22 protein-coding genes and 1 tRNA gene are annotated in these 25,490 nt (G+C 40.3%); 17 read left to right on the top strand and 6 right to left on the bottom strand.

The genetic code is table 11. The features are described from left to right. Positions 1-217: 217 nt before the first annotated feature. On the top strand, positions 218-1,369 hold the full coding sequence (locus tag CS948_RS03915) for a bacteriophage abortive infection AbiH family protein (protein WP_099290460.1): 1,152 nt from the start codon (positions 218-220) through the stop codon (positions 1,367-1,369). Positions 1,370-1,596: 227 nt separating this feature from the next. On the opposite strand, the gene CS948_RS03910 is transcribed toward CS948_RS03915, so the two are convergent. After that, positions 1,597-2,640, bottom strand: a complete 1,044-nt coding sequence (locus CS948_RS03910; RefSeq protein ID WP_099290459.1) for an alcohol dehydrogenase — start codon at positions 2,638-2,640, stop codon at positions 1,597-1,599. 171 nt (positions 2,641-2,811) lie between these two features. On the opposite strand from CS948_RS03910, the gene CS948_RS03905 reads away from it, so the two are divergent. The 6 genes from CS948_RS03905 (at position 2,812) to CS948_RS03880 (ending at position 10,684) form a co-directional block, all read left to right on the top strand. After that, positions 2,812-3,429, top strand: coding sequence for a hypothetical protein (locus CS948_RS03905; protein ID WP_099290458.1), 618 nt, complete (start codon positions 2,812-2,814; stop codon positions 3,427-3,429). Then, positions 3,426-4,214: a nucleotidyl transferase AbiEii/AbiGii toxin family protein gene (locus CS948_RS03900; protein WP_099290457.1), complete on the top strand. Its 789-nt coding sequence runs from the start codon at positions 3,426-3,428 to the stop codon at positions 4,212-4,214. Before CS948_RS03905 ends, CS948_RS03900 begins: the two co-directional genes overlap by 4 nt. Positions 4,215-4,403: 189 nt before the next feature. Continuing rightward, the gene (locus CS948_RS21835) at positions 4,404-4,814 is read left to right on the top strand and encodes a hypothetical protein (RefSeq protein ID WP_255301848.1); all 411 of its coding nucleotides are present in this window, start codon (positions 4,404-4,406) and stop codon (positions 4,812-4,814) included. 253 nt (positions 4,815-5,067) lie between these two features. Then, the gene (locus CS948_RS03890) at positions 5,068-6,156 is read left to right on the top strand and encodes a DNA cytosine methyltransferase (protein WP_099290456.1); all 1,089 of its coding nucleotides are present in this window, start codon (positions 5,068-5,070) and stop codon (positions 6,154-6,156) included. Continuing rightward, positions 6,122-9,022 (top strand): ATP-binding protein, encoded by a 2,901-nt coding sequence (locus CS948_RS03885; protein ID WP_099290455.1) that lies wholly within the window; start codon positions 6,122-6,124, stop codon positions 9,020-9,022. The genes CS948_RS03890 and CS948_RS03885 overlap by 35 nt, the downstream gene beginning before the upstream one ends. 9 nt (positions 9,023-9,031) lie before the next feature. Continuing rightward, positions 9,032-10,684, top strand: coding sequence for a response regulator receiver domain (locus CS948_RS03880; protein WP_099290454.1), 1,653 nt, complete (start codon positions 9,032-9,034; stop codon positions 10,682-10,684). Between the two features lie 122 nt (positions 10,685-10,806). On the opposite strand, the gene CS948_RS03875 is transcribed toward CS948_RS03880, so the two are convergent. The 3 genes from CS948_RS03875 to CS948_RS03860 form a co-directional block, all read right to left on the bottom strand. Then, positions 10,807-11,238, bottom strand: coding sequence for a very short patch repair endonuclease (locus CS948_RS03875; RefSeq protein ID WP_099290453.1), 432 nt, complete (start codon positions 11,236-11,238; stop codon positions 10,807-10,809). A gap of 663 nt (positions 11,239-11,901) precedes the next feature. Further along, complete coding sequence (locus tag CS948_RS03865; RefSeq protein WP_099290452.1) at positions 11,902-12,216, bottom strand: helix-turn-helix domain-containing protein; 315 nt, start codon at positions 12,214-12,216, stop codon at positions 11,902-11,904. Between the two features lie 357 nt (positions 12,217-12,573). Beyond that, a complete protein-coding gene (locus CS948_RS03860) occupies positions 12,574-12,822 on the bottom strand; it encodes a helix-turn-helix transcriptional regulator (protein WP_099290451.1) in 249 nt (82 codons plus the stop codon). Positions 12,823-13,232: 410 nt separating this feature from the next. Between CS948_RS03860 and CS948_RS03855 the strand changes: the two genes are divergently transcribed. From CS948_RS03855 to CS948_RS03840, 4 genes are read left to right on the top strand one after another with little or no spacing between them, the layout of a single operon-like run. Continuing rightward, positions 13,233-16,343 carry a SusC/RagA family TonB-linked outer membrane protein gene (locus CS948_RS03855; RefSeq protein ID WP_099290450.1) on the top strand — a complete coding sequence of 1,037 codons (3,111 nt, stop codon included), beginning with the start codon at positions 13,233-13,235 and terminating at the stop codon, positions 16,341-16,343. A gap of 12 nt (positions 16,344-16,355) precedes the next feature. After that, the gene (locus tag CS948_RS03850) at positions 16,356-17,831 is read left to right on the top strand and encodes a RagB/SusD family nutrient uptake outer membrane protein (RefSeq protein WP_176554908.1); all 1,476 of its coding nucleotides are present in this window, start codon (positions 16,356-16,358) and stop codon (positions 17,829-17,831) included. 12 nt (positions 17,832-17,843) lie between these two features. After that, positions 17,844-18,677 carry a DUF4843 domain-containing protein gene (locus CS948_RS03845; protein WP_099290448.1) on the top strand — a complete coding sequence of 278 codons (834 nt, stop codon included), beginning with the start codon at positions 17,844-17,846 and terminating at the stop codon, positions 18,675-18,677. A gap of 17 nt (positions 18,678-18,694) precedes the next feature. Continuing rightward, entirely contained in the window at positions 18,695-20,308 is a 1,614-nt protein-coding gene (locus tag CS948_RS03840) for a PKD-like family lipoprotein (protein ID WP_099290447.1), read from the top strand. A gap of 93 nt (positions 20,309-20,401) precedes the next feature. Here CS948_RS03840 and CS948_RS03835 read toward each other — a convergent pair whose 3' ends face one another. Then, the gene (locus tag CS948_RS03835) at positions 20,402-21,427 is read right to left on the bottom strand and encodes a helix-turn-helix transcriptional regulator (protein WP_099290446.1); all 1,026 of its coding nucleotides are present in this window, start codon (positions 21,425-21,427) and stop codon (positions 20,402-20,404) included. A 94-nt stretch (positions 21,428-21,521) separates the two neighbouring features. Here CS948_RS03835 and CS948_RS03830 point away from each other — a divergent pair, with 94 nt between their 5' ends. From CS948_RS03830 to CS948_RS03815, 4 genes are all read left to right on the top strand, one after another. Then, positions 21,522-21,920 (top strand): hypothetical protein, encoded by a 399-nt coding sequence (locus CS948_RS03830; RefSeq protein ID WP_099290445.1) that lies wholly within the window; start codon positions 21,522-21,524, stop codon positions 21,918-21,920. 96 nt (positions 21,921-22,016) lie between these two features. After that, entirely contained in the window at positions 22,017-22,328 is a 312-nt protein-coding gene (locus tag CS948_RS03825) for a hypothetical protein (protein ID WP_099290444.1), read from the top strand. A 272-nt stretch (positions 22,329-22,600) separates the two neighbouring features. Next, complete coding sequence (locus tag CS948_RS03820; RefSeq protein WP_099290443.1) at positions 22,601-23,179, top strand: type IV toxin-antitoxin system AbiEi family antitoxin domain-containing protein; 579 nt, start codon at positions 22,601-22,603, stop codon at positions 23,177-23,179. Next, positions 23,172-23,870: a nucleotidyl transferase AbiEii/AbiGii toxin family protein gene (locus CS948_RS03815; protein ID WP_255301846.1), complete on the top strand. Its 699-nt coding sequence runs from the start codon at positions 23,172-23,174 to the stop codon at positions 23,868-23,870. Before CS948_RS03820 ends, CS948_RS03815 begins: the two co-directional genes overlap by 8 nt. 143 nt (positions 23,871-24,013) lie before the next feature. Here the strand turns inward: CS948_RS03815 and CS948_RS03810 are convergent. Beyond that, a tRNA-Phe gene (locus CS948_RS03810) sits at positions 24,014-24,086 on the bottom strand. A gap of 304 nt (positions 24,087-24,390) precedes the next feature. On the opposite strand from CS948_RS03810, the gene CS948_RS03805 reads away from it, so the two are divergent. After that, positions 24,391-24,684: an RNA-binding protein gene (locus CS948_RS03805; protein WP_099290796.1), complete on the top strand. Its 294-nt coding sequence runs from the start codon at positions 24,391-24,393 to the stop codon at positions 24,682-24,684. A gap of 202 nt (positions 24,685-24,886) precedes the next feature. After that, the gene (locus CS948_RS03800; RefSeq protein ID WP_141560877.1) at positions 24,887-25,447 is read left to right on the top strand and encodes an RNA polymerase sigma-70 factor; all 561 of its coding nucleotides are present in this window, start codon (positions 24,887-24,889) and stop codon (positions 25,445-25,447) included. The last annotated feature ends 43 nt before the right edge of the window (positions 25,448-25,490 follow it).

Genomic DNA, 25,490 nt, shown 5'->3' with positions numbered 1-25,490 from the left:
GTAACTTGCGGGTAACTTGCGGGGTAATCTATACGGTTTGTTTCAGAAGTCATGTTTTATAGAACAGTTTTGTGTTATGATTGAATGACAGACAAATTTACGTAAAAATCTTTGAATTATATGCTGTATAGAGAAAATAGGAACAAGAATCTGCTAAAACGAATACTTTATAAGATAACATTATAATAGTTGAATTTGTTTTAATATATTTGTCTTTATGCTTGAGAACTTGATTAACGGAGAACCTGTCAGACATCTTTACGTGATAGGAAATGGATTTGATCGATACCACGGGGCGAAATCTACTTATTGGGATTTCAGGGGGTATTTAATCAGGCATGATGACTTTGCGCTAAAGATGTTTGAACTCTTTTTCGGACCAAGGTCGATGATGAATAATTTTAAGTCGATAAAAGACTACTTGCTTTGCCTGCAATACGGGCGTGCTTTGCCCGCGCCGAGGAATACGTGGGCTTGTAAATGTTTGTGGAATGATTTCGAGAGATACCTCGGCGAGTTGAATCGGGAACGGGTATTTGACTTCGTGGATGAGGATTTATCTGAGTTGGACGAGGAAGAAGGTGGCTTTTACGCGAATTTCGATGCACTAATAGGGTGGGTAAGCGATATTGTAAAGGAGTGTTCTGTCGAGATGCAGTATCATTTCCATCGCTGGATTAATACCGTGCATTACGAGAAAGGGTTTAGGAAGAAAATGCTACAACTTGATGGAAATGCGGCTTTTTTGAACTTCAATTATACACTTTTTCTTGAAACTGAATATGGTATTCCTCGGGAGCAAATTGTGTATATACATGGAGAGCGAAGACAAAAGTTTGGTAAGTTAGTGCTGGGACATCGTGCGGAGAATGCTGAGGCGGCTTTTGACGAGTGGATTCATAAAAATAGAAACAAAAGAAGGTACCGTCCTAATTTGAAAGGGAAAAACGGGAGGTATTTCGCCAATGATAAGTTGGTGTATTTGGCATTCTTTGCGGAAGATGAAGCAAAAGGTCGATGGCGGTTGCCTGTCAGGTATTATGCCGCGGATTTGATTGAAGAGCGTTTGGAGGATTATTATAAAGAAAACGTGAAACGATGCGGAGAGATTATAGACCGGAATCTGGAATTTTTCAAGTCATTGCGGGAATTGCAGGAGATAACGGTACTTGGACATTCTCTGGGCGACGTGGATTTACCTTATTTTAGGGCTATTCTTGACCATGTGGTTGCTCCGGAAGATTTGAAATGGAAATTTAGTTATCATACTGATGCAGATAAATGTAGAATTAAAAGATTTTGCCGACAACTGAAAATACCCGAAGCGGAAAATGACCAGTTGTTCAGTATGTCGGTTTTAAAACGTTAACTGGTCTTGCGCCTATTCGCGTATCCTATGAACCCCAACTCGGTTGGGTGGTACGTGACTTGTTAATTGCATCTTTTGGATGAGATTCTACTGTATAGGCGTATTTGAAGTTCTACTTTCGTGGGACTTCTTTGTGAAAACCAGAGTTGTTGGTAGGTGCGTCAGGCATTCGAAAACTGCTTGTGAATGGTTATGAGGATAGGTGAAAATCTATCCTCTTTTTAATTTCAGCATTCTTTCCCTGTTATCGCTACTTTTATCACACCATCCAGTTTATTCTCGAAAACACGATATGCTTCTTCTATTTTGTTTAAGGGGAACCGATGTGTGACGAGTGGGGTGGTATCAATCTTGCCTTCTTCTATCAAGTGAAGAATCTCGGCGCAATCGCAACCATCCACGCCCCCGGTCTTGAAAGTAAGGTTTTTACCGTACATATCGGGTAAAGGCAGAAGTTGCGGTTTGTCGTAAAGAGCAACCACGGTTACGATGGCGTTGGGGCGGGCGCATTCCCATGCCATACGGAAGGTGTCATCGCTTCCGGCTACTTCCAACACCACGTCAGCCCCTCCGTGGTCACTGTGCTGAAGCACGAATTCTTTGCATCTTTCCGGTTCGGTCGCCAGTACATCGGGATAGTGTTCCCGGATAAATTGAATCCTTTCCGGGGACTTTTCGCAAACAATAATTCTTTTTGGCTTCTTCTGCATCACGCAAAGCAGGGTACATATTCCGGTGGGTCCGGCTCCAATGACAAGTACGGTATCGTCTTCCGTGATTTCCGAAATGCGTGTAGCCCAAAATCCGGTGGCAAGCACGTCGCCCACGAAAAGAGCCTGTTCATCGCTTACCGCATCGGGAATGCGGTTGAGTCCGCTGTCGGCATAGGGAACACGGACGTATTCAGCCTGTCCGCCGTCAATGCGGCAGCCCAAAGCCCAACCGCCATTGGGGTCGGTACAGTTGTTCACGAATCCCTTTTTGCAGAAAAAACACTCTCCACAGAAGGTTTCCACATTCACGACCACTCTGTTCCCGGGGTTCACGGTAGTAACGTCGGTTCCCGTTTGTTCTACAACACCCACCATTTCATGCCCAACGGTAATGCCCGGTACGGCACGAGGTACACTACCGTGTTTGATGTGTAAATCACTCGTGCAAATACTTCCAAGCGTGACACGCACGATAGCATCTCGTGAATCTTTTATTTGAGGTATCGGCTTCTCTTGGAGTCTGAAGTCACCTTTGCTTATGTATGTGTATGCTAACATTTAATCGTAATATATACTTTGATATTAAAACTGATAAGAAGCATTTTTCTTTCAGGTTTCAAATATAGGTTTTTAATCTCAAAAAAGAGTATCTCGAAAGACTGTGTCTATTATCTTGTTTTTATTTCCAAAATGCACTATATTTGCTGCATAATAGAAACAAAATGAAGAATGACCTTTTTGGAATTTAAAAATCAACTATTCGATTTGGCATGTTTCAATATCTATCAAGTATATGCATGGCAACCGGATTTTGACCGCAATAATCTTACTCGTTGGGTGAAGAAAGGGTATCTTATACGCTTACGGCAAGGATATTTTGCTTTTTCTGAATACAAGAACAAACCGGATTATTCCCTTTATTTTGCTAATAGGATTTACCGTCCCTCTTATATTAGCTTGCATACGGCATTGGCATTCTACGGGATGATACCGGAAGCGGTAGTGCAAATTACTTGTGTGACATCACTAAAAACAGCCTCGTTTAGTAACGATTTTGGTGAATACTCCTATAAAAATATCAAAGAGAACCTGATGTTCGGATACGAGTTGAAGCCTGTGGTAGACAACCGTACCATGCAGTTTGCCACCCCCGAAAAGGCATTGCTTGATTTGCTGTATCTTTATCCATTCTATGATAATGAGCAGGAATTAGAGGAATTGCGTTTGGATGAAGATTACCTACATGATGATTTAAACAAAGATTTACTGATGAATTATTGTGCCAACTTTCAAAGTAAGGCTCTTGATTATCGGGTAAAGTTACTTTTTAAGACTTATGATTTATGATACAGATAGAACAGATAAGAAATTATTTTCCAGTTCAAATCCGTGGGAATTCGGGTTTCGATAAGCACATACTGAAAGAGTATTTGCAGTTGATGATTTTGGATTACCTTTCTTCTACTCCAACCATTCAAAAGATGGCTTTTATTGGAGGAACAAACTTGCGTTTGGTGAAAGGGATAGATCGGTTTTCTGAAGATTTGGATTTTGACTGCAAAGACTTGTCGAAAGAAGAGTTTATTGAAATGACGAATGGAGTAATCCGCTTTTTGGAGCGTTCGGGACTAAGAGTTGAAGCGAAAGATAAAGAAAATCCGAAGTTAACAGCATTCAGGCGTAACATCCATTTCCCGGAACTCTTATTTGATTTAGGATTGAGCGGACATAAGGAAGAGCGTTTTTTGATTAAGGTTGAGAGTCAAGATCAACAAATCATTTATCCTCCAGTTATAACAAATATCAAGGGGTGTGGATTCTTTTTTCCGTTTCCCGTTCCTTCTGATGGTGTATTGTGCAGTATGAAAATTGCAGCCATGTTAGCTCGTGCTAAAGGTCGTGATTTTTATGATTTGATGTTTTTACTTTCACAAGCAAAACCGGATTACACTTTTCTGTCAAAGCGTTGTGGAATACATAATTTGCAAGAATTCAAGCAAGCAACAGTCGAATTGCTGAAAACGATTGATTTGAAGAAGAAGCAAAAGGATTTTGAACACTTGCTTTTCAATAAAGTGAATAGTGAGAAGATTTTAAGGTTTGGGGAATTTGTGGACTCGCTTACGGAATAATTATGGAGGGATAATTTGTCTTTTGGGTCTAAAATTGAATATTAAACCGAGTCGGTGATGTTTAAATCCTAGGGAAATTATTTCTTTATTTTATTTCTATTATGCTGTAAATATAGTGCATTGCAGAAATAAAATATAGAGGAAAACAATTGTACTATTCTTTGTTTTTCCTGTTTACACAAAGATAAAATGGATGCTGAGGATAATGAGAAAATATGCGAATACTCGTTTTATGCCAATAATCTTGAGATAAGATATCAACGTCTGGACATTATAAATACCCGGGAACGTTTCGAGGATTTCGAGATAGACACGATTATCTGGAAAGATAACAAGGGGGCGATCGTTACCCTGACGGAAAGAAGAACAAATTTTCTGATCATGGAGAAACTCGAGAAAGGAAAAAATGCAAATGAACTGGCTCGAGTGATGGTGTGGTTATTATTCTCATATAAAAAATTTATACACTCGATTCCTCTGATAACGAGTCTGAGTTTGCCGAATATGAATTTGTCGCCCGAAAACTCGGGATTAAATTTTATTTCGCTCACCCGTATTCTTCATGGGAAAGAGGCCTTAACGAGAACACGAACGGGTTAATTAGGCAATACATCTGAATGTTTCGTGTTTTAACCAAATTAGTGAACTGTATATCAGTAATGTTAAATACAAAATTAGTAGAAGACCGAAAGAAAAAATTAGAATTCGAGACACCCAAAAAAGATTCTTCTTAGTTTCGAAATGAAAATGTTAGTACTTTTACTCTATTCAGGTAATTTTTACTCTTGTTTATTATAAAAAGAAGTGGTTTATTTGTATTTTTGTAGCATATTAACCAAGTTAAGGTTTAGACATGAGTAAAACAAATGAATTTTGTGCTATTGACTTTTTCTGTGGAGGAGGAGGTATGACACATGGTCTTCGTCAAGCCGGAATTCATGTCGTTGGCGGTATTGATTTCGATCTTGCGTGTAAAACAACTTATGAAGACAATAACCCGGGTACAACTTTCATTCATTCGGATATAACTAAATTACCAAATGATTATTTTGAGAAGAATCTAAATATCTTACGCAATGATGATAATTTAATTCTTGTCGGTTGTAGTCCTTGTCAATATTATAGCATCATTAATACTTCCCGAGAAAAAGCTCGTAAATCAAAAGACTTATTACGAGAATTCAAAAGATTTGTCGATTATTATAATCCGGGATTCGTTCTGGTTGAAAACGTTCCGGGTTTGGCTAGTCGTCACGATAGTGTACTTCCCGAATTTTTAGATTTTTTGGAAAAAAAACAATATCGCTATGAATGGAAAATTGTGAATATGAGTTATTACGGGGTTCCTCAATCACGCAAACGATTCTCCTTAATTGCTTCTCGTTTAGGCGAGGTATATCTTCCCGCACCGGATCAAGAACAAGCTAAATTAGTTGATTTTATAGGAGAAGCACATGGTTTTCAGCGAGTCGAAGCTGGTCATTCTGATAAAAGTGATTTTATGCATTCCGTTTCTAAATTAAACGATATAAACCTAAGACGATTAATGAAAACACCTCATGACGGAGGTAGTCGTTTAGCTTGGAAAGATGACGAAGAACTTCAGTTACCTTGTTATATAGGAAAAGATCATAGTTTTACTGATGTATACGGACGGTTACGTTGGAATACACCCTCTTCAACTATAACAACCGGATTTTATAAAATTTCTTGTGGTCGTTTTGCTCACCCGGAAGAAAATCGCGGACTTTCTATTCGTGAAGGAGCAACTTTACAAACATTTCCTCACAATTACATTTTCAAAGGAGGATGCCTCGTAAACAACGCTCGTATCATAGGAAATGCAGTTCCTCCGGAATACGGCAGAAGGTTAGGATTACTATTACAAGAGCTTAAAAAGAATTATCATGGTACAATTCAGAACCAAAGCCAGAGCCGTTGAATTGCTCGGGAAAGGACAAATTGCAGATTTACCGACAGCAATTTCAGAGTTATGGAAAAACGGTTATGATGCCTATGCCGGTCATTTAAGCTGCAATCTATATTTACCTGGGTACAGGGATAATCAATCTCCCTTGTTCACACTCTGTGACGATGGTTTCGGAATGTCGGCTGAAGATATTTTGAATAAATGGATTGTTCTGGGAACAGATTCAAAAGCAAGAGGTAAATTATTTTTAACAGATAAAGAGAGATTCTATAAACCTATGCGTATTCCCATGGGAGAAAAGGGTATCGGACGACTGTCTGTCTCTTATTTAGGTTCTCCCATGTTAATGCTCACGAAAAAAGAAAACAAAAAATGTCAGGCTCTATTTATAGATTGGAGAATACTTGAAAATTACAATTTATTCGTTGATGACATCAATATTCCATTAGGGGAATTCTCAAACCCAGATGAATTTCGTCTGCTAGTCCCGGAAATGCTGGCTGAATTTCAGAAAAACTTTGATAAAAGTCAATGGCAAGACCAAACAGAGCAAATGGAAGTTATGCAGGAAGATATCAACAATTTATTTATCCCGGATTTCATTAACAAAGAAATTGTTAGTGATTTTTTCAGTACCGAATACCACGGCACTACATTTCTTATCTTCAAACCCAATGAACAGTTACTGGAATTAGCAGATAATTATAAAAACATTGATGATGAAAGTGATGCCATCACTGAAATAAGACGCTCACTTAGTGGTATTTATAATGTTTTCCTTGAAGACCCCGACTTTACTACTGTTTTCAATATTTATGATTCAGGAGGACGGTACAATATTATTAATGATTTCTTCGAACACAAAGATTTCGATAATACAGATCATTACATCAAAGGTTCTTTTGACGAAAATGGTTTTTTTACCGGTACGGTACGAGTTTTTAAAGAATCATATCCATACACCTTCAAACCTGTACGTATACCGGGTAAAACACCTTATGGCCCCATGGGTATAGAGTTAGGAATTCTGGAAGGAAAAAGTACAAATTCCTCTTTATCATCAGAAGCTTATCACTCTATAAGCGATAAAACAGATAAGTTCGGGGGACTATATATATATCGTGATAAATTTAGAGTACTCCCTTACGGAAGAGTTGATTATGACTTTCTGAAATTTGAAGAACGAAGAACCAAAAGTGCCGGATATTATTTCTTTAGCCACCGAAATATGTTTGGTTATATAACCATAAGTAGAGAACAAAATAAAAATTTAACTGATAAAGCCGGTCGTGAAGGATTTATAGAGAATAAAGCTTACCGGGAGTTTAAGAAAGATCTAATACGATTTTTTATCGATCTTTCATTGACATTTTTTAAAAGTCAAAATGAAGAAAATCAGGAAGAGAAAAATGCCCGTTCTGAGCAATTGAAGGATATTCAAGAAAAAAATCGAAAAATACAAGAGGATGAAAAGAAGAGAAGTAGGCAAACAAAAGCAAAATTCTCTACTGATCTAAAAAATAATCAAATCAAAATAGAACAATTACAAGAAGAAATAAACCAACTATACAACCAGTTAGTTACACAAGCCAATAATCTAGAATTAGTTTATAATGACTATAACAATTTAGTATCTTTACTTGAATCAAAAAAAACAGAATTACGAGCACTGCGTTTAAACAAACCCAAACGGACGAATCTAACTTCTGCACAAGAAAAAAAATACAGTGAATATAAAAACGAGTATACTAAAACAGAGGAATTCATAAAAAATTGTAGTGAAGAAATATCTAAAGTTCGACAACGTTTTGACGTTCAAAATCTAAAAACGGATTTTGAAAAAAGATATGCAGCTGAATTAAGAGAAATAGGTATACTCATTTCTTCTTATAAGAAACGTTTTTTCATGGTGACAGAAAACTTTGAGACCTTATTCAAAAAAGAACAGGTTACATTTTTAGATTCTTTCAAAGAAGAAACCCATAAATCTTTTCCGAATACCCCAAAAACGAGAGAGGATTATGAACAAGCGATCAACATCGTTTTACAAGTCGGAGAAGAAACCCGAAATCAAATTGAAAAAAGATTTTCCTCGTTTACTAATCATGTAGAAAATTTAAGTTTTGATATTGACGATGATTATTTGGTTGGTTGGTACAAAGAGCAACAAGAAAAACTAGAAGAAAAACTAGAAACAACAAACGAATTGGCACAATTAGGTATATCGGTTGAAATTATCGATCACGAGTTAAATGTACTCTACGCACAAATGGCTAATGCGATCGAATACCTCAAAGGTTACACGGATACCCATTCCGAGATAAAGATGCAATACAATCAACTCCAAACGGCATTTCAACATCTTGAAGCTAATTTCAAAATGCTTAAACCCTTGTACCATACAACTCGCAGGCAACGTACAGAAATAAAAGGAGAGGATATTCTATCCGGGATGAGAGTCTTTTTTGCTTCAAAACTGGAACAATATGATATAAATTTGAGTGCTAATGATGAATTTTTATCTTACCAATTCTTTACATACGAATCGGTCATAACCTCTGTATTTATCAATATCATAAACAATGCACTATACTGGCTAATTCCGGTTCAATCGCGGGAAATACGGATAGAGTATATGAAAGATACAAATGAAATTCTTATCTTAAACAACGGTGAAAAAATTGATGAACGTATTATCGATGATATTTTCACCCTATTTTTTACGCGTAAAAAAGACGGAAGAGGAATCGGACTATATTTGGCACGTACGAGCCTTCGTTCCGTGGAATTAGATATTATTGCCACTAATGATAAAAAATACAACAAATTAGGTGGTGCATGTTTTATAATCCGTCCTTATAAAAAAGAAAACGTATAATTTATTATTATGCTTGAAACAAACGAAATCATAGAAATTATATCATCATCCATCCGCTCTGCAGTATGTATTGATGATGAATACCCGGAACCTTATCAGGAAATACCGGAAGAAAGTAAATTACAAAAACAAGCGCCCAAGATATTATACCAATCTTTTCGGGAAAACGGAAAATGTGATCTTGACATATACAATTTTAAAGGATACGAGAGTTTTAAACAAGCCAAAGAATATCTCTTTAGTAATAAAGAATTATTAATACTGGATTGGGAGTTGCAACCGGAAACCCAAGTAAAATATGATGACAGTTTAAAAATATTACTGGATGCTGTTCATAACGATTTCATCCAATTTGCAGCAATCTACACGCAGGAACCGAATACTCAAGCTATCGCTTATAAAATTTATTCTTTTTTTTATTCGACTTCTACCAAAGAAGAAAAAGCTAAACGATATGAAGTGTATAGTTCAACAATTAATGACTTTCTGATTAGGAAAGGATGTGATTGCACAATTGATGATTTGGAAAAAATAATAAAAGAAAACTTACCCGGATATACATTGTACCCGGATAAACAAAAGGCAATCAAAATAGATATAGTTAGAAAAATTCAACAATTAATAAAAAGTGTATGGAATGAATTTTGTCCTATTTTCGATTCACTAGAGATGTCCGTGCATGATTTTTTGATTTGGTATGAAAACTATATAAATGAAGTTCCCTGTTTGCGAGAAGGAAATGAGAACTTTTTTATAAAACCAATAACAAAAATAGGTCTGCCTGGTTTGTTAATAAATAACACGATTATTTTCATCCTGGAAAAACAACAAATTGGGACAAATAAGGGAATCACACCCGATAAATTATACCAACAAACTTGCGAAATCATCTCAAAAATACCCAATGCAAAGTCCTTACTTTTAGCCTTACGTCTCAAAGAAATACTATATAGAAAATTGGCTGTATTGGGAAAAGGTCTGGGAGGTATTGACGAAGAAGCATTGACCTATCATGCCAACAATTATGAAGAAAACACAGGGGAAAATAAATTTGAATATCTGGTATCTTGTCTCTCGGCACATGTAACTCAGCATATTATAGAAAATATAAAATTGAATGAATTAGAAAAAATATTCTCAGAAAAGAGCCCGAAGCCTTCAAAAGAGAAATTAGCAGCACTTAACTCATTTCTTACTTTTACGAAAGCAAATTCGGTTCCCAATCATCAAATCAAACCGGGAGATATATTTCAATTACAAGAACCCGTTACCAGAAAAGGCAAACCGGAGCCTTATATTGAATATATAATTTGCGTGAGTCAAAGTTGCGATTGTTTACGTCCCGCCGAAAAATTATCCTACAATTTTTCATTCACCGGAGGCAAAACTACAGAATTAGACATTGCCGTTAGGAATGTTGAAACAGATCACTTTTCCTTTATTAATGATAATAAAGCTATCCAATGGAATTTAAAGCTATTTACCATATATATTGAACAATATATTTTCGACACAAATATGCCTCTACCCGTAATTATAAACGGACAAGCTAACGAACTAGTATATATTGGAAATCAAAAAGAAATATTCACACAACGTTTAATTAACGCCACATTCAATATCGCTTTGAGAATGGGAATAGATCTACCGCATTATAAATAATAAATTGTCTGTTATTGAATATAGGTTCGATTATTTTTAGTGCTACTCATACAACTCGGTTTATTTTATTCAAAACCGAGTTCTTGTTTTTTACGAAATATCAATTAGTTTGTATCATAAATTCACATTTTATTATACTTTGTGCGAATGGTTTGTGCGAGGGAATCAAGTGTTTCTAATTGTTTTTTTGAGCGCAGCTGGCATTCCCAAACAACTAAAACTCGCCATCCCAATTGTTGTAATTGATTATAATCCTGTATATCTCGTTCTTTTGTTCTCTGTATTTTATCAGACCACCATGCAGTTCGAGTTTTAGGTAATGCGGAACGAGAACAATTAGTATGTCCATGCCAAAAACAACCGTTAATAAAAATTACAGTCTCGTACTTTTTTAATACTATATCTGGTTTCCCCGGTAAATTCAATACATTTATTCTATATCTAAACCCGTGATTAAATAAATACTTCCTAACAGTAATTTCAGGTTGAGTATTCTTTCCTCGAACCATTGACATATTATAACTCCGAACCTCTTTTGAATGTATATCTGTCATAAGAAAGCAAGTCTCAATTTTTATCAAATATAATGTAATCTTAATTTTTATCCAAATTCCACTCCCGGAATGTTCACCATTTAGCATAAAAAGAAATAACTAAAGTCTACAAACTACTGAAAATCTTCAAAAAAACGACTACAATCAGTAGTCGCTTAAATCTGGTAGAGTCAACTCTCCAATGCAACTTTTGATTTCAAAAATACGAAGAATCTTTTTGGGAGGGTGTCGAATTTTAATTTATCTATTAATCTTCTATTAATTTCGAGTTGTACATTAGTGACATACAAGTCACTAAATTGATAAAAACATGATACTTTGGAAATATATTGCCTGATTGACCCGTTGTCTCGTTAAGCCCTATTTCCCATGAAGATAGCAGAGAGTCAGGCCTGAAAATGGGCAACTACAGTTTTCACCAAGGATGAATCGATAACGCTTGCCATTAGGATTCGTTCCATGCAGGGAGGTCTGTTCCTTACTAATCCGTATGAAATGACGGATGAGGATTGTGGTGCTGGATTTTTCGATAAATCTTACCGTTAATGGCGGAGGGGTGTGATCTCAAGCAATTAGAGGAAGCAGCCGTCATTGAATGCGGGAACAAGATATTTAAATTTTAAACTAAAGATTTTTGAAGATTTAAGCGAATCACATTGGTTCTTATTTCTTTTTTTCTCGTTTTTCTTTTGCTTTTCTTTTTGCTTCTTCTTTTGCATTTCGATATTCCTGTAAGCTGTTTGCTTCTTGGTAAGGGCGGGGGAAAAAGTCTGCGATGTCGCAGTCAAGAATTTTGGCAAGTTCGTTTAAATGATAAATGTTGTACTTTTCTTCATAATCTTCTGATTCGACTTGGGAAACAAATGTAGATGTGGAACTTAAGCCCATGCGATCCATAATTTGTTCTTGTTTTATTCCTTTAGCTTTTCTGATTTCTTTTACTCGTTGGATAATGTATTTATCTATTGTTGTTCTCATGGTATAATTTTTTATAAAGAAAGGTTATAAACAGAATCGACATACTTCGTCACGACGAAGATTTTTGTTAAATTATTTGGAGGTGATTTTTCTAAACTATATCTTCGTGGTATTCTTGTTGAAGAATTTGAGAGTTCTAGGTTGTGTAATTGTGTTACTTGCGGAAAAGTGCAAAAGAATGGGTTTGAAGTAATATGTTAGTGGGAGAGGTGAACTTAATATGATTTGAGGTATTGGTAATAGACAAAATAGATATAGACATTATTCTAAAAATTCTAATTAAATCAAGACAATGAAAAAAGGACAATTTCTTATAACTTATTTACTACTAGTAAATGTGAATTGTAGAAAAAATATTTATTGTTTTCTTTTGTTACTTCTAAATGGTTTCTCTGGGAAAAAATCTCGTGTGGAACATTCAAGAATGACGGCAATGTCATTTAAATGATCAACGTTATAGGCTTCGTCATATTCTGGATTTTCAATTTTGCTAATATATCGTTGATTGATATTGAGGCAATCCGCTAGATAACGTTGGCTAATTTTTAGTTTTAATCTGCGTTCTTTTACTTTTTGAGCAGTATATAACTCTATTTCCGATTTCATGGTTTCAATTTTTTATAAAGAAAAGAATAAATCGGCTTTCAAGTGAGGATATATATATCTTCACTTGAGGTAAAAACAAGAACTAAAGTGGGTGTTGTTGGGGATTATAAATTAAATAATTCTCCGAATTAATTATAAATATATGATAAAATGAAACGAGAAATAATTCAAGTAAGTTTTTTATCCTTTTTGTATAGAAAAGAGGTGGGTAGTGATTTAACTAATAACAAATGAAATGAAAAAAGATTACGAGATTATGAATGATTGTAGATTAAAAGATTCTTCTTGAATGGAATTTTGCTATCGTAAAAACGGAAAAATAAAATAGAGGGTGTATTCTATGCCTGAGAAACGTTGAATATCACCCCCTTGTGTAAATCAATTTTATTAATTAATTAACAATCAAAGTTATGAAAAAAACTTATGACAGGAAAGTTTTTAAGCGAAAGTTGCTACCTCGGAAGATGGCGGTAATCGTGATTATCCGGTTATTTATGGTTTTGCTGTTGGGATTCCCGCTGTTGGCGAATGCCGGAGGGAGGGATTCAACCGGTGTGGAGAGTAAGGAAGTGAAGGGGAAAGTGACGGATGATAAAGGTGTGCCTTTGCCGGGAGTCTCGGTACGTTTGGCGGGGACGCTGGTGGGGACTGCCACGGATGTGGATGGAAAGTTCAAGTTGTTGCTGCCTGCGGACACGGCTACTCTGGTGGTTTCTTTTATCGGGATGAAGACGGTGAGCGTGAAGTTGCCACGGTTAAAGAGTGGGGAGGTGCGGAAGGAACTTTCGATCGTGATGCAGGCGGACGAGGTGGAACTGGCGGACGTGGTGGTGACGGGAATCTTTACCCGCAAGAAGGAGAGTTTCACGGGATCGGCGTCCACGTACTCGGCAGCAGAATTGAAGACGATGGGAACGCAGAATGTGCTGCAAAGCCTGAAGACGTTAGACCCGGCTTTCGCGATTATCGAGGATAACCAGTTCGGCTCAGACCCGAACAGGTTGCCGAACATGGAGATTCGGGGGAAGTCGAGTATGTTGGGGTTGAGGGATGAATTGGATGCCGACCCGAATCAGCCGCTTTTTATACTGGACGGTTTCGAGTCGACGTTGGCGGCAATTAATGATTTGGATATTAACCGGGTGGCGTCGATCACGATTCTGAAAGATGCGGCTTCGACAGCCATTTACGGGTCGAAGGCGGCAAACGGGGTGATCGTGGTGGAAACCGTGAAGCCGGAAGCGGGGAAATTGCAGGTAAGTTATAACGGGAACATGAATCTGTCGATGCCGGATTTGTCGAGTTATAATTTGATGAACGCTAGGGAGAAGTTGGAGTTCGAACGATTGGCGGGAAGGTATGAACCCGCATCTTGGTCGGCGGTAAGCGAGGTGGAGATGAACGAGTTGTATAACGAGAAATTGAGGGCTATCGAGAGTGGCGTGGATACCTATTGGTTGGCTGAGCCTTTGCGGGTGGGGGTAAACCAAAAACATTCCCTGTACGTGCAGGGAGGTGAAGGAAATTTCCTGTTCGGGCTGGGAGCGGGATATAACGGGATTTCCGGTGTGATGGAAAAGTCCGACCGGAGTGTGATCAGCGGTAATATCGATTTGATTTACCGGGTGTCGAAATTCCAGTTCTCGAATAAATTCTCGTTGACATCGACCGACTACAAGAACCCAATCGTGGCATTCAGCGAGTACGCGGCGGCGAATCCTTATTACAAGAAGTATAATGATTCGGGGACGGTGGATAAATGGTTGGAGAAAAATGATTTCTTTAAGGCATCAAACCCGTTGTGGAACGCCAGTCAGAATAGCCGGGACGAGGGGAAGAACCTCTCGTTGAGTAATTATTTCATGGCGGAATATTTCCCCACGGCGGAGTGGCGGGTGCGTGCCCGGTTGGGGATTACTTACGGGAATGACGACACGGAGAAGTTTTATTCCCGGAATGATACCCGGTACGAGGACGTGGAGGCCATCAAGAAGGGGGAATACCGCTCGGCAAATACCCGGACGAATCAGGTGGAGGGGGAATTGAGTGTTACTTACGCGAAGTTGTTGGGAAAACACCGGGTGAATCTGGTGGCGGGTGGAAATGTTTTTAGCAATAAGTCGCTCACGCAAGGGTATTCGGCGCAAGGGTTCCCGGAGGGTGATTTTTCTTATCCCTCGTTCTCGAACGGTTACCCCGAAAACGGAACGCCCACTTATTACGAGTCCGTGTCCCGCTCGGTGAACGGGTATTTCAACACGGGGTATTCTTTTGACGACCGCTATTTGATGGATTTCAGTTTGCGCGCAAGCGGGTCGTCGGTTTTCGGTACCTCCCGGAAGTATAACACGACGTGGTCGGTGGGACTGGGATGGAATTTGCACAAGGAGAAGTTTATCATGAATCACGTGGGATGGATAGACTTGTTGAAGTTGAGGGCGTCGATCGGAAACCCGGGGAACCAGAGTTTTGATTCGGCACAGTCGTTGCTGACGTACTCGTTTCAATACGGGGCGATGAACTATTTCGGGCTGGGAGCCGTGTTGTCGCAGGTCGGGAACCCGGATTTGGAGTGGCAGATTACCGTGGACAAGAATATCGGGTTGGACGTGACGTTGTTCAACAAGCGATTTTCCCTGACGGCGGATTATTATTACAAGGTGACAGACCCGCTATTGATTAAGGTGAGTACCCCGCTTTCTTCCGGTACGCCGACGTACATGACGAATGCCGGGGAGCAGGTGTCGCAAGGTTTGACGGCTTCGGTGTCGTACTATATTTTCCAGAATTTCGCGGAGCGCTTCTCGTGGATGATTCGGGCTAACGTGAGGACGCAGAAGAGTAAGATTGACAAGATCGGGAATAAGCTTTCCACGTTGAACGCCAGTGGAAAGGGGGCGAACACGGTGAGGTATTATGACGGGGCAGACCCGGATGATATTTGGGCGGTGAAGTCCGCGGGGATTGATCCCTCGAACGGGAAAGAGTTGTTCTATGCCAAGGATGGCAGTTATACTTATGATTTTTCCTATGACGACGAGGTGATTTGCGGGAATACCCGTCCCGACGTGGAGGGGGTGCTTGGTACCTCGTTGAACTGGAAAGGTTTGTCGGTGAGTCTGAATTTCCGTTACCAGATGGGGGCGGACGTGTTCAACGAGGCGTTGTACAGCAAGGTGGAGAATATCTCGAGGAGTGCCTTGAACCGGAATCAAGACAAGCGTGCGCTGTACGAGCGTTGGCAGGAAGTGGGGGATATGGTGCGTTTCAAGGATATCGCCAGCGCGGAGAGTACCCCGATGTCTTCCCGTTTCGTGCAGAAGGAGAACGTGTTGACACTGGAGTCGGTTTACGTGGGATACGAGTTCTATGACGGGTGGATCAAGAAGCTCGGGTTGAGTAGCTTGAAGATACAGGCATCCGCGCGTGACGTGTTCCGGGCATCGACGATTCGGTCGGAGAGGGGTATAGCGTATCCCTTCGCGAGAAGTATGGAGGCAGGACTTTCGTTTAATTTTTAATAACAGATGAGTATGAGATTACGAAATATAATTTGGAGCGGGTTGATGTTGGCGTGCAGTGTCGGGTGTGCCGATTTTCTGGACGTGCAACCCAAGGACAAGCAATCGGAGAAACAGTTGTTCGCCACGAGAGGCGGGTATTATACAGCGGTGAACGGGATTTACAATAAGATGGCGTCTGCGGCTCTTTACGGGAAGAATCTTTCTTACGAGTTGGTGGATGTGATATCGAAACGTTATCAGCCGCTGTCGGTGAACACGTATCTGACGGCGTTGAGCACGTTTGCTTACACGGATAATTCGGTGGAAACGGAGTTGTCGAACACGTGGACGGCGGCTTATAACACGATATTGAATTGTAACGTGGTACTGGAGAATATCGACAAGAGCGAGGGGGTGTTGTCGACGGTGGAATCGCGGGTGCTGAAAGGGGAGATGCTTGCCGTGCGAGCCTTTTTGCATTTTGATATGTTGCGTTTGTTCGGTCCGGTCTATAAGCTCCAACCGCAAGCGGAATCAATCCCTTATAACGAGTCGTCGAAAGTGGTAGCCTTGCCATTGTTGCCTGCCGATTCGGTAATTCACGAGAAGATTTTGCGGGATTTGGACGAAGCGGAGGGTTTGTTGTCGGATAGTGATCCGGTTATCGCGGAGGGGCCTATGGCTTCCCTCGAGGAAGATCAAGACGTGTATTTGCGTTATCGCCAGTTGCGGATGAATTATTATGCCGTTCAGGCGTTGAAGGCAAGGGTGTACTTGTACGCGGGAGAACAGGCGAATGCTTTGGCTGCTGCCCGAAAGTTACTGACGGACACGAGGGTGGATGAACATTTTCCCGCGGTAGACCCGAATAAACTTTTGGCAAACCAGACGAATCCCGATCGGGTGTTCTCGACGGAGGTGCTGGCGGGTATTTACAAGAAAGACAGGAAGGATATTTATACCGGTTATTTCAGCGCGGAACAAGCAGGGAATAATTACCTGCATCCCCGGAAAGATTTCGTGAACACGAATCTTTTCGCGGGAGAAACACAGGATTACCGTTTCCAGACGTGGTGGCAGATTGCTTCCGGGGTGGGAGAGAGCGGACACGTGCTTATCAAGTACAAGGGAATCGACCAGCCTAGCGGGACGACGGAAACGGAGTATTTCTATGCTGTTTTCATGTCATTGATTCGCTTGAGTGAGGTGTATTATATCGCGGCAGAATGTGAGCCCGTGTTGGCGGATCGGTACGAGTGGCTGAATCAAGCCCGTGCGCGGAGGGGATTGCCGAATTTGACGGCGGTTTCGGAAGATGATTTCATGAAACGGTTGCGGGGAGAGTATTTGCGGGAGTTTATCGGGGAAGGACAAATCTTTTTCATGTACAAGCGTTTGTATATTAATATAAACAGTGACGAGAACGGGTATGATACCAGTACTTACGGGGCAAGGGAGGAACGTTACGTGCTGCCTATGCCTTCCGGTGAAATTGCTAATCGTTAAAAGGATAAGATTATGAAATGGAAAAATATATTATGGGGTGCGGGATTGTGTTTTATTTTGAGCGCTTGCGAGAAGCAGGATATCCCGTTTTTTACCACGGATGATGCCGGAATTTATTTCCAACGGGTGACGAGTTATATTTACGGCAGTACCACGGAGTTTTATGCGGATTCGCTTTCTTATTCGTTCGTGTCGGCGCAAGCCTCGGCAAAGAGCGTGATGCTTGCGGCTACCGTGCGGACGATGGGAAAGGTGGCGGATTATGACCGTCCTTTCAAAGTGGTGGTAGACGAGGCGGGAACGACAGCCGTGGAGGGGAAGCATTACGAGTTGGATCTGGATACGGTGGTGGTTCCGGCAGGAGCCAGTACGGCATCCGTGCGGGTGCGTTTTTACCGCACGGATGATTTGATGGAGAGAACGGTGCGTTTGGCTCTTCGCTTGGAGGATAACGAGTATTTCAAGTGTTATTTCCCGGAGTACAAGAACACGAGTGCTTATACGGCGACGGGTGAGATGATTCACGGGGATGTGTTCGCTTTCTCGTTGAGCGAGATGTACACGGAGCCGAGTTACTGGTCGATGTTCGGGGGGAGCTTTTTCGGGGACTGGACTCCCAAGAAGTATCTGGTTGTTAATGCGGCTTGCGGTTTGACTCCCGCGGATTGGAGTAACGCGGGGTATGCCGGGGCTAAGGTGCAGTACGGTCGTTTTAGTTTTTTTGCCATGACCGTGCAGAAGTATTTGCAGGAACAAGCGGATGCCGGAACCCCGGTATCGGATTCGGACGGGAAGTATATGCAGCTTGCTCCTTCCTATGCGGTGGATTATTCCCGGTATGAATAATATTAAAAAATGATGTTATGAAAATGAATCGTATTATATTGTTTTTGTTTGCTTTTTCCCTTTGTGCTTGTTTTGATGATAAGGGAAATTACGAGTACCACGAGGTGGCGGAAATAACTATCGAGAATATCCCGGAGGTGGTTGAGGTGTTGGGAAATTCCGATCATATTGTCGTGAAACCGAAGATCGTTTCTTCGCTGGAAGGGGAGATCGGGGCGGATAACACTAATTTCGAATTCGGTTACAGGATCGAGAAAAAGTCCGGGGGCGTCATGGTGTCCGGGCAGAGATGGGTGGATTTGAACCCCTCGAAAACACTGGAGTTGGATACGTTGGCAGCTTTCGTGGCGGACACGTATATCGGGTGGTTTACCGTGACGGACAAGCGTTCGGGAATACAGGCTTCCGCTACTTTCGACATAAAGGTGTCGTCCCCGACCTACGAGGGGTGGATGGTGCTTTGTGACGAGGGGGAGGAAGAACGTGTGCGGATGGATATGATTTCGGTTATTTCCGCGGAGCGGATTATCCCGGCTTATGACTTGTTGGCGCCGTTGGGATTGCCGGATTTGAAGCATGCCAGAGGTATCGGTTTTTATCCGAATCTTTTCGCGAGTCCTAATGACGTGATCTATGTGATGACGGGTGAGGGCACGTATAAATTGGATCGGGAAACCTTCAAGACGGATGTTTCGTGGGATATCAATAATATTGATTTTATCATTCCTCCCGCAGATGAGCGTGTCGTGTGCTACACGTCGGTGAATAACAGCAGTACGGCGGGAGCCTTGGCTTGCTTTTGCGTGACGGATGCGGGGAATGCTTACGCACAAGTGCTGGGTTCTGCCGGGGCAGCTTTCGAGTATCCCGTGAATACTTCTGAACGGGGAAAAGCACCGGAATACAGGGTTGCCCCGTATGTCGGCGTGAGTATGGCTCGTCCGGGGAACGCGTCGACAGCTTTGCTGTATGACACGGATAACCGGAGGTTCGTGGGGTGGAAATACAATTACAGTGATGATGACGCGATGCAGACTTTAACCCCGTTGCCTGATCCGGAAAGCGGCTTGTTCAGTTTCAAGACGGGCATGGAGTTGGTGCATATGGAGAGTACCCGTTATTCTAACGGATTGGTGTACGCGGTCTTGCAAGATGGCGGGGGAAGGCGTCGCATTTACGGGATTAATATGTCCGGTAACGGTTTCGTGCAGGAAGTCAAGTACGAGAATATGGATGCTCCCGATTTTGATAAGGCAACGGCTTTCGCTTTTCATTCCCAATTCCCGTATATGTTTTATGCCGTGGGGAATAAGGTGTATTTGCATAACTTGGGAACAAACACGACTTACCCGATGAGTACGATTGCTTTGGGGGAGCGTGAAGTGGTGACGATGTTGAAATTCAACCTGTATCGCCAATGTTCTTTAGGTCAGTTGAACAATCAGTCCGAAGAGTTTATGGCTCGGCAATATGAACTGATGGTTGCTTCCTATAACACGGATGCCCCGGATAATAATGGGGGCAAGTTAGGATTCTATCCGGTTGACGGGGTGAATAATACCGTGACGAAACGGGTGGAATATGACGGTTTCGCGCGAATAAAAGATGTCGTGTATCGTGAGCGTCGATAGGTGACGTGGTGATTATTATGCTCGGGAGAGGGGAACGTGTACGTTCCCCTCTCTGTTTTTCAGAACTTCCAGAACGATGCTTGACCCCGAAGGTCATCCGTTCTGTCTGGACACGGAAGAGGCAGAGTAAAGACCGGGGGTGGTATGAAATTGTTTATGAAAGAATTTGTTGAATGCACTTTGACTCTCGAATCCTAGCAAAAAAGCAATCTCTGTGAAAGGTACTTTTTCCCTGATGTATTCTTGGGCTAAATCCATTCGTAGGTTATTTAATATCTGTTGGTATGATGTGCCTTCCGATTTTAATTTGCGTTGCATGTTTCTTTCACTCATGTTGAATTTTTCTGCCACGCGTTTGAAAGATAAATCGGTATTTGAAAGGTTATGCATGAGATAGCGGCGAACTGTTCTTGCCAAACTATTGCTTTGCTCCGTATCCATTTGTTTTATCTCGTGCATGTAGTCCTCGAAGACGGGATATAATGATTTGTTTCCTGTAATGATGGGTAAATCCAGTACCGAACGCTTGAAAGCGAGAGATAGCTTGTCTTGATTAAACTCTATCGGGCAATATAGAAACTCTTCGAGTTTGTCTATCGTGCCTTTCTTGGGGTATATCGAGTGAGCCCGCGAGGGATATAAATATCTTCCCGTGAAACTATACGCGTATTGAAGCGAAATGCCGTATTGCATCTCCATCCATTGCCTGGAAGCTATCGGGTATAGTTGAGCGAATTCACGATTCATTGATATTTCAAAAAAGAAATAATCGTTGTCCTCCCTGTTCGTGTAGGTTAGAATATCATTAGCCGTGAGGTCGAGAGGTGCGGGATTCTCGAAAATCTCCCGGACATTTTTACTGCGGTTATAAATATTGTACATACTGCCGATTAAGACAAAGGGTAATAAAAATCCTGTTTCTAAGCCTATTCTGTTATTGCCGCTTTGTTTTACCACGTGTTCCAAGTATAATCCCAGTATGTTCGCGTCAATTTTTGTTGTCGGGTTTAGCAATGTATCTTGGTTAAACTTTCTTTGTGCGAATAACTTGGAAAATTCCGCTGTGGGCGTTTGAAATTGCTTGATGAGTATATTCAATAAACCTGCCGATATATACATGCTTTGTCGCTTTTGGACAAAATTATGGCTTTATTGTCAATAATGCAAGTGATATACGATATACATTTGTTCTATCATTTTTTAAACTTGAAATATGAAAATAGAATTGGTACCCGCGAGTAAGATTTTATCCATCATGATAGTCTGTTTGGGAGTTATACACGAGATCGCGACATTCACGCCACTTGTACAAGACGGCTTGGAGTGCTTGTCGAGAAGTGATTTTAATAGCGTGATATATATGAGTTTGATGTGTGGGGCTTCCCTTGTTTTGAGTGGGTGGTTATTGTTGCTATTACTCCCCAAGAATGTAACACATACGTTTCTTGCTTACCCGATTTTGTTGATAAGTATTTTTGTGCTTATCAATGGAATCGTGTCTGTTGTTTTTATGGTTGACAATCCGTTTGCTTGGTTCGTACTCGTGTCGGGATTATTAATAACTATAATTTCTGCCTGTAATTATATACTTTTCACGCCAAATGATAAATGAGATTAACGTGTAAAGAATAAACCTTTTTGCTCCTTTATCCGTATAGAGTGGTGTGATTTTTATAACATAACATATACAATTTATTAAAAGGAAAGAATGAAAGCAGCATTGTTTTTAGAAGATAACCAACTTTGCCACCTTAGTGGAAATATAGAAGGAAAAGCGATAAAGGTGTCAACGATTACGACAGAGGATGATAAGGTTGTTTCTATAAAAAACAGAGAGGTGAAAAACTGGAACGTGAATTATTTCGTCCAATGGCTCGCGGAATGCGGGATAAAGATGATTTATGTTTCCGGAATTGACGAGAAGATAAGGCGTTTTTTCGAGCAGATGAAAATTATCGTGAACGTGAAAAATTCGTCGGATCACCCTCTTTTAGTGAGAGAGATTACTTCTTGGGATTAAAGTAGGAATCTTAGGTTAGTTTCCGGTTTAAACATGGTTTAAACAAGGGGCAATCGGAAAATCAGTAATTGAAACAAACTTCATTCATGGATTTTTCGATTGTCCTTTTTTAATAAAGTCTTGTTGTTGAGGTGTGTGCGGCAAAAAAATCAACGGGTAAGATTATTTCGGTCAAAATCGGGTAACCTAGCGCATAGCAGAAACAATGCAGGATATTTGGTCGAATCGGAATTATTTCTTAGTTTTGTGAACTAAACATTGAAAATAATCCAATGAATAGTTCTCGAAATAGCGATTTGATTTTGTCGATTTTTAGCGACGCTCGGACTGTGTTCTCTCTGAACGATATTGCTATGCTTATCGGAGAGAGTGACTTTAAGAAGTTGAACGAACGGTTGAATTACTATGTCCGCAAGGGAAAGTTGCTTCGTCCACGAAAAGGTGTGTATGTTAAACCCAACTACAACCCCGAAGAATTGGTCTGTTTGCTTTATACTCCGTCTTATATTTCATTGGAATACGTGTTGCAAAAAGCCGGTGTTGTTTTCCAGTATGATGAACGGATAACTGCTGTCAGTTATTTGAGTCGTAGTATCGATATAGAAGGTCGTACTTGTGCCTATCGAAAAATTAAGGGTGAAATCCTTATCGTCACGCAAGGTATCAGTCAAATCGGTAATGTAAATATCGCCACGCCCGAACGTGCCTTTTTGGACATCTTGTATTTAAATGCAACATACTATTTTGACAACCTAAATTCCCTTGATAAGAATTTAATAACTAAACTTTTGCCGATATATAATTCCAAAACGCTTACGGCAAGAGTCAAAAAACTGCTTGCGAATGATTAACATCAACAAACATAAATTTTTTTTGACGCAGATACTCAAAGACATCTATTCCGATATCGAGTTGGCAAATAGCCTCGGTTTCAAAGGTGGAACAGCGTTGATGTTTTTTTATGATTTGCCCCGTTTTTCGGTCGATTTGGACTTCAATCTACTCGATTTGGCAAAAGAAAAAACGGTGTATGAAAAGGTGCGAAAAATCTTGTTGAAATATGGTAAGATATTCGATGAAGCAATAAAGTTCTATGGTCCAATTATCGTACTGGATTATGGTGTCGGTGAACGGAAATTGAAAATAGAAATATCCAATCGGCAGTGGAATAACCATTACGAAAGAAAAAACTTGCTGGGTATCAACATGCAGGTTATGGTCGCTCCGGATATGTTCGCTCATAAACTCTGTGCTTTACTTGACCGTGGAGAATTAACGAATCGTGATATCTTTGATAGTTGGTTCTTCATGCAGAAACAAACGCCGATAAACAAAGAGATTGTTGAAAAACGCATGGAAATGTCACTAGCTGATTACATGCAAAAATGTATCGACCATCTCGAAAGTGTGAGTGACCGAGGTATTCTGAACGGTTTAGGTGAGTTAATGGATGAGGATATGAAGAAATTCGTTCGTACAAAACTACGGACAGAAACCATATCCCTGCTTCGGTTCTATAAAGAATTTCCGATTCTTGCGTAGGGTGTTTTAGATTTGCAACACAAGATGTTAATACCTGTGCTCATGCTAATCCCGGTTTAACTCTTGGTTTAACTTTGGGCTTAAAATATCAAGATTTTTGGGCAAAAAAAAGAGAGTCACTTTTGTAACTCTCTCTTATTCAGTGGTGCCACCAGGAATCGAACCGGGGACACAAGGATTTTCAGTCCTTTGCTCTACCAACTGAGCTATGGCACCATTGTTATGTTTTAACGGGTGCAAAAGTAGGGGAATTTTTTGAAATTGCAAGCGATTATAAAGAAAAAATAGAATCGGGATGAAAAAAATAGGGGAGATGGAGAATAGGTGGCTTCCGGCGAGTGTTTTTCGGGGGTGAGATAAATTTTAAGGAATTAGCGAAAAAAAGTGATATTAATTTTTGATTATTAATAAATTAGTTATATTTGCTGCGGTAGAAGTTAAATAGTTGTTTATCGTTGAAACCAAAGATATCTATCTACGTACCCTTCTACATGTATTATTAATTTTAATTATTTTTATTGTGAATATTTTTGTTGCAAAGCTAAGTTCTGCCACCACGAGTGAAGACTTGCAAGCTCTTTTCGCGGAGCACGGTTCTGTTTCTTCAGCCAAAGTAATTATGGACAAAGAAACTGGTAATTCTAAATGTTTTGGTTTTGTTGAAATGGAAGACGAGACGGAAGGTTTCAACGCGATCAATGCTTTAAACGAGTCAGATTTTCAAGGACGGAAAATTGTTGTGAAAAAAGCAAGACCGAGAGAAGAAGGAGGCGATAATAGAGGTTATAGAGCACCGAGAGAAAGAAGATTCTAATCCCAATCGCTAAAGATTAAGAGAGCCGTGTAAAAAAGCATGGCTCTTTTTTGTGTCGATTTTGAGTTCTTTTCTTGTTGTCCGGCATTGTTGATCGAGGCGGTACGTGTATATCGAAAGATTTAGAGATAAATATTTTTAAGTCGTGTGAATAATCTTATAAATTTAATCTCTATTTTTGTAGAAAGCGATATTGGTGGAAATGGACGAAATATTATTCACAAGGCAAATAAACGAGAGACAGACGGATGCTTTTTGCCGTTTGTTCAAGGATTTTTTTGATTCGTTGCTTTATTTTGCCACGGGATACGTGGAATGTAAAGAGGTGGCGGAGGATGTTGTACAGGAAGTTTTTGTAGATATATGGGAGGGGAAGATGAAATTCCAGTCTTACAATAGTTTGAAAACTTTTCTGTATACTTCCGTGAGAAATGCCTGTGTAGACTGGCTGAGACATCAACGAGTGGAGAAGAAATACGCTGATGTGATGCGGCGGGAAACCTCGGATGACGAGGAAGATTTTGCTTATAAAGTGATGCGGGAGGAAATTTACCGGGAGCTTTTTGCGGTTATAGAGGAATTACCTGACAGACGGCGGGAGATATTCAGGTATCACATGCAGGGAAAATCGAATGCCGAGATAGCCGAAATCATGGATCTGTCCGTGTTCACGGTGAAGACACAGAAAGTGAAAGCCGTACAATATATAAAGGAGCGTATGGGGCATCTGTTCTTCCTGCTGACCGTATTCAAGTTGATCTGAGTAAGAAATTGAAATATTTTTTGATTTCGGATACTTCGTTTGG

Origin of the sequence: Butyricimonas sp. Marseille-P3923, assembly GCF_900184685.1 — a bacterium.
Lineage (GTDB): Bacteria > Bacteroidota > Bacteroidia > Bacteroidales > Marinifilaceae > Butyricimonas > Butyricimonas muris.
Note: the sequence above shows the minus strand (reverse complement) of the source record. Positions and strands in the feature narration are given on the sequence as shown.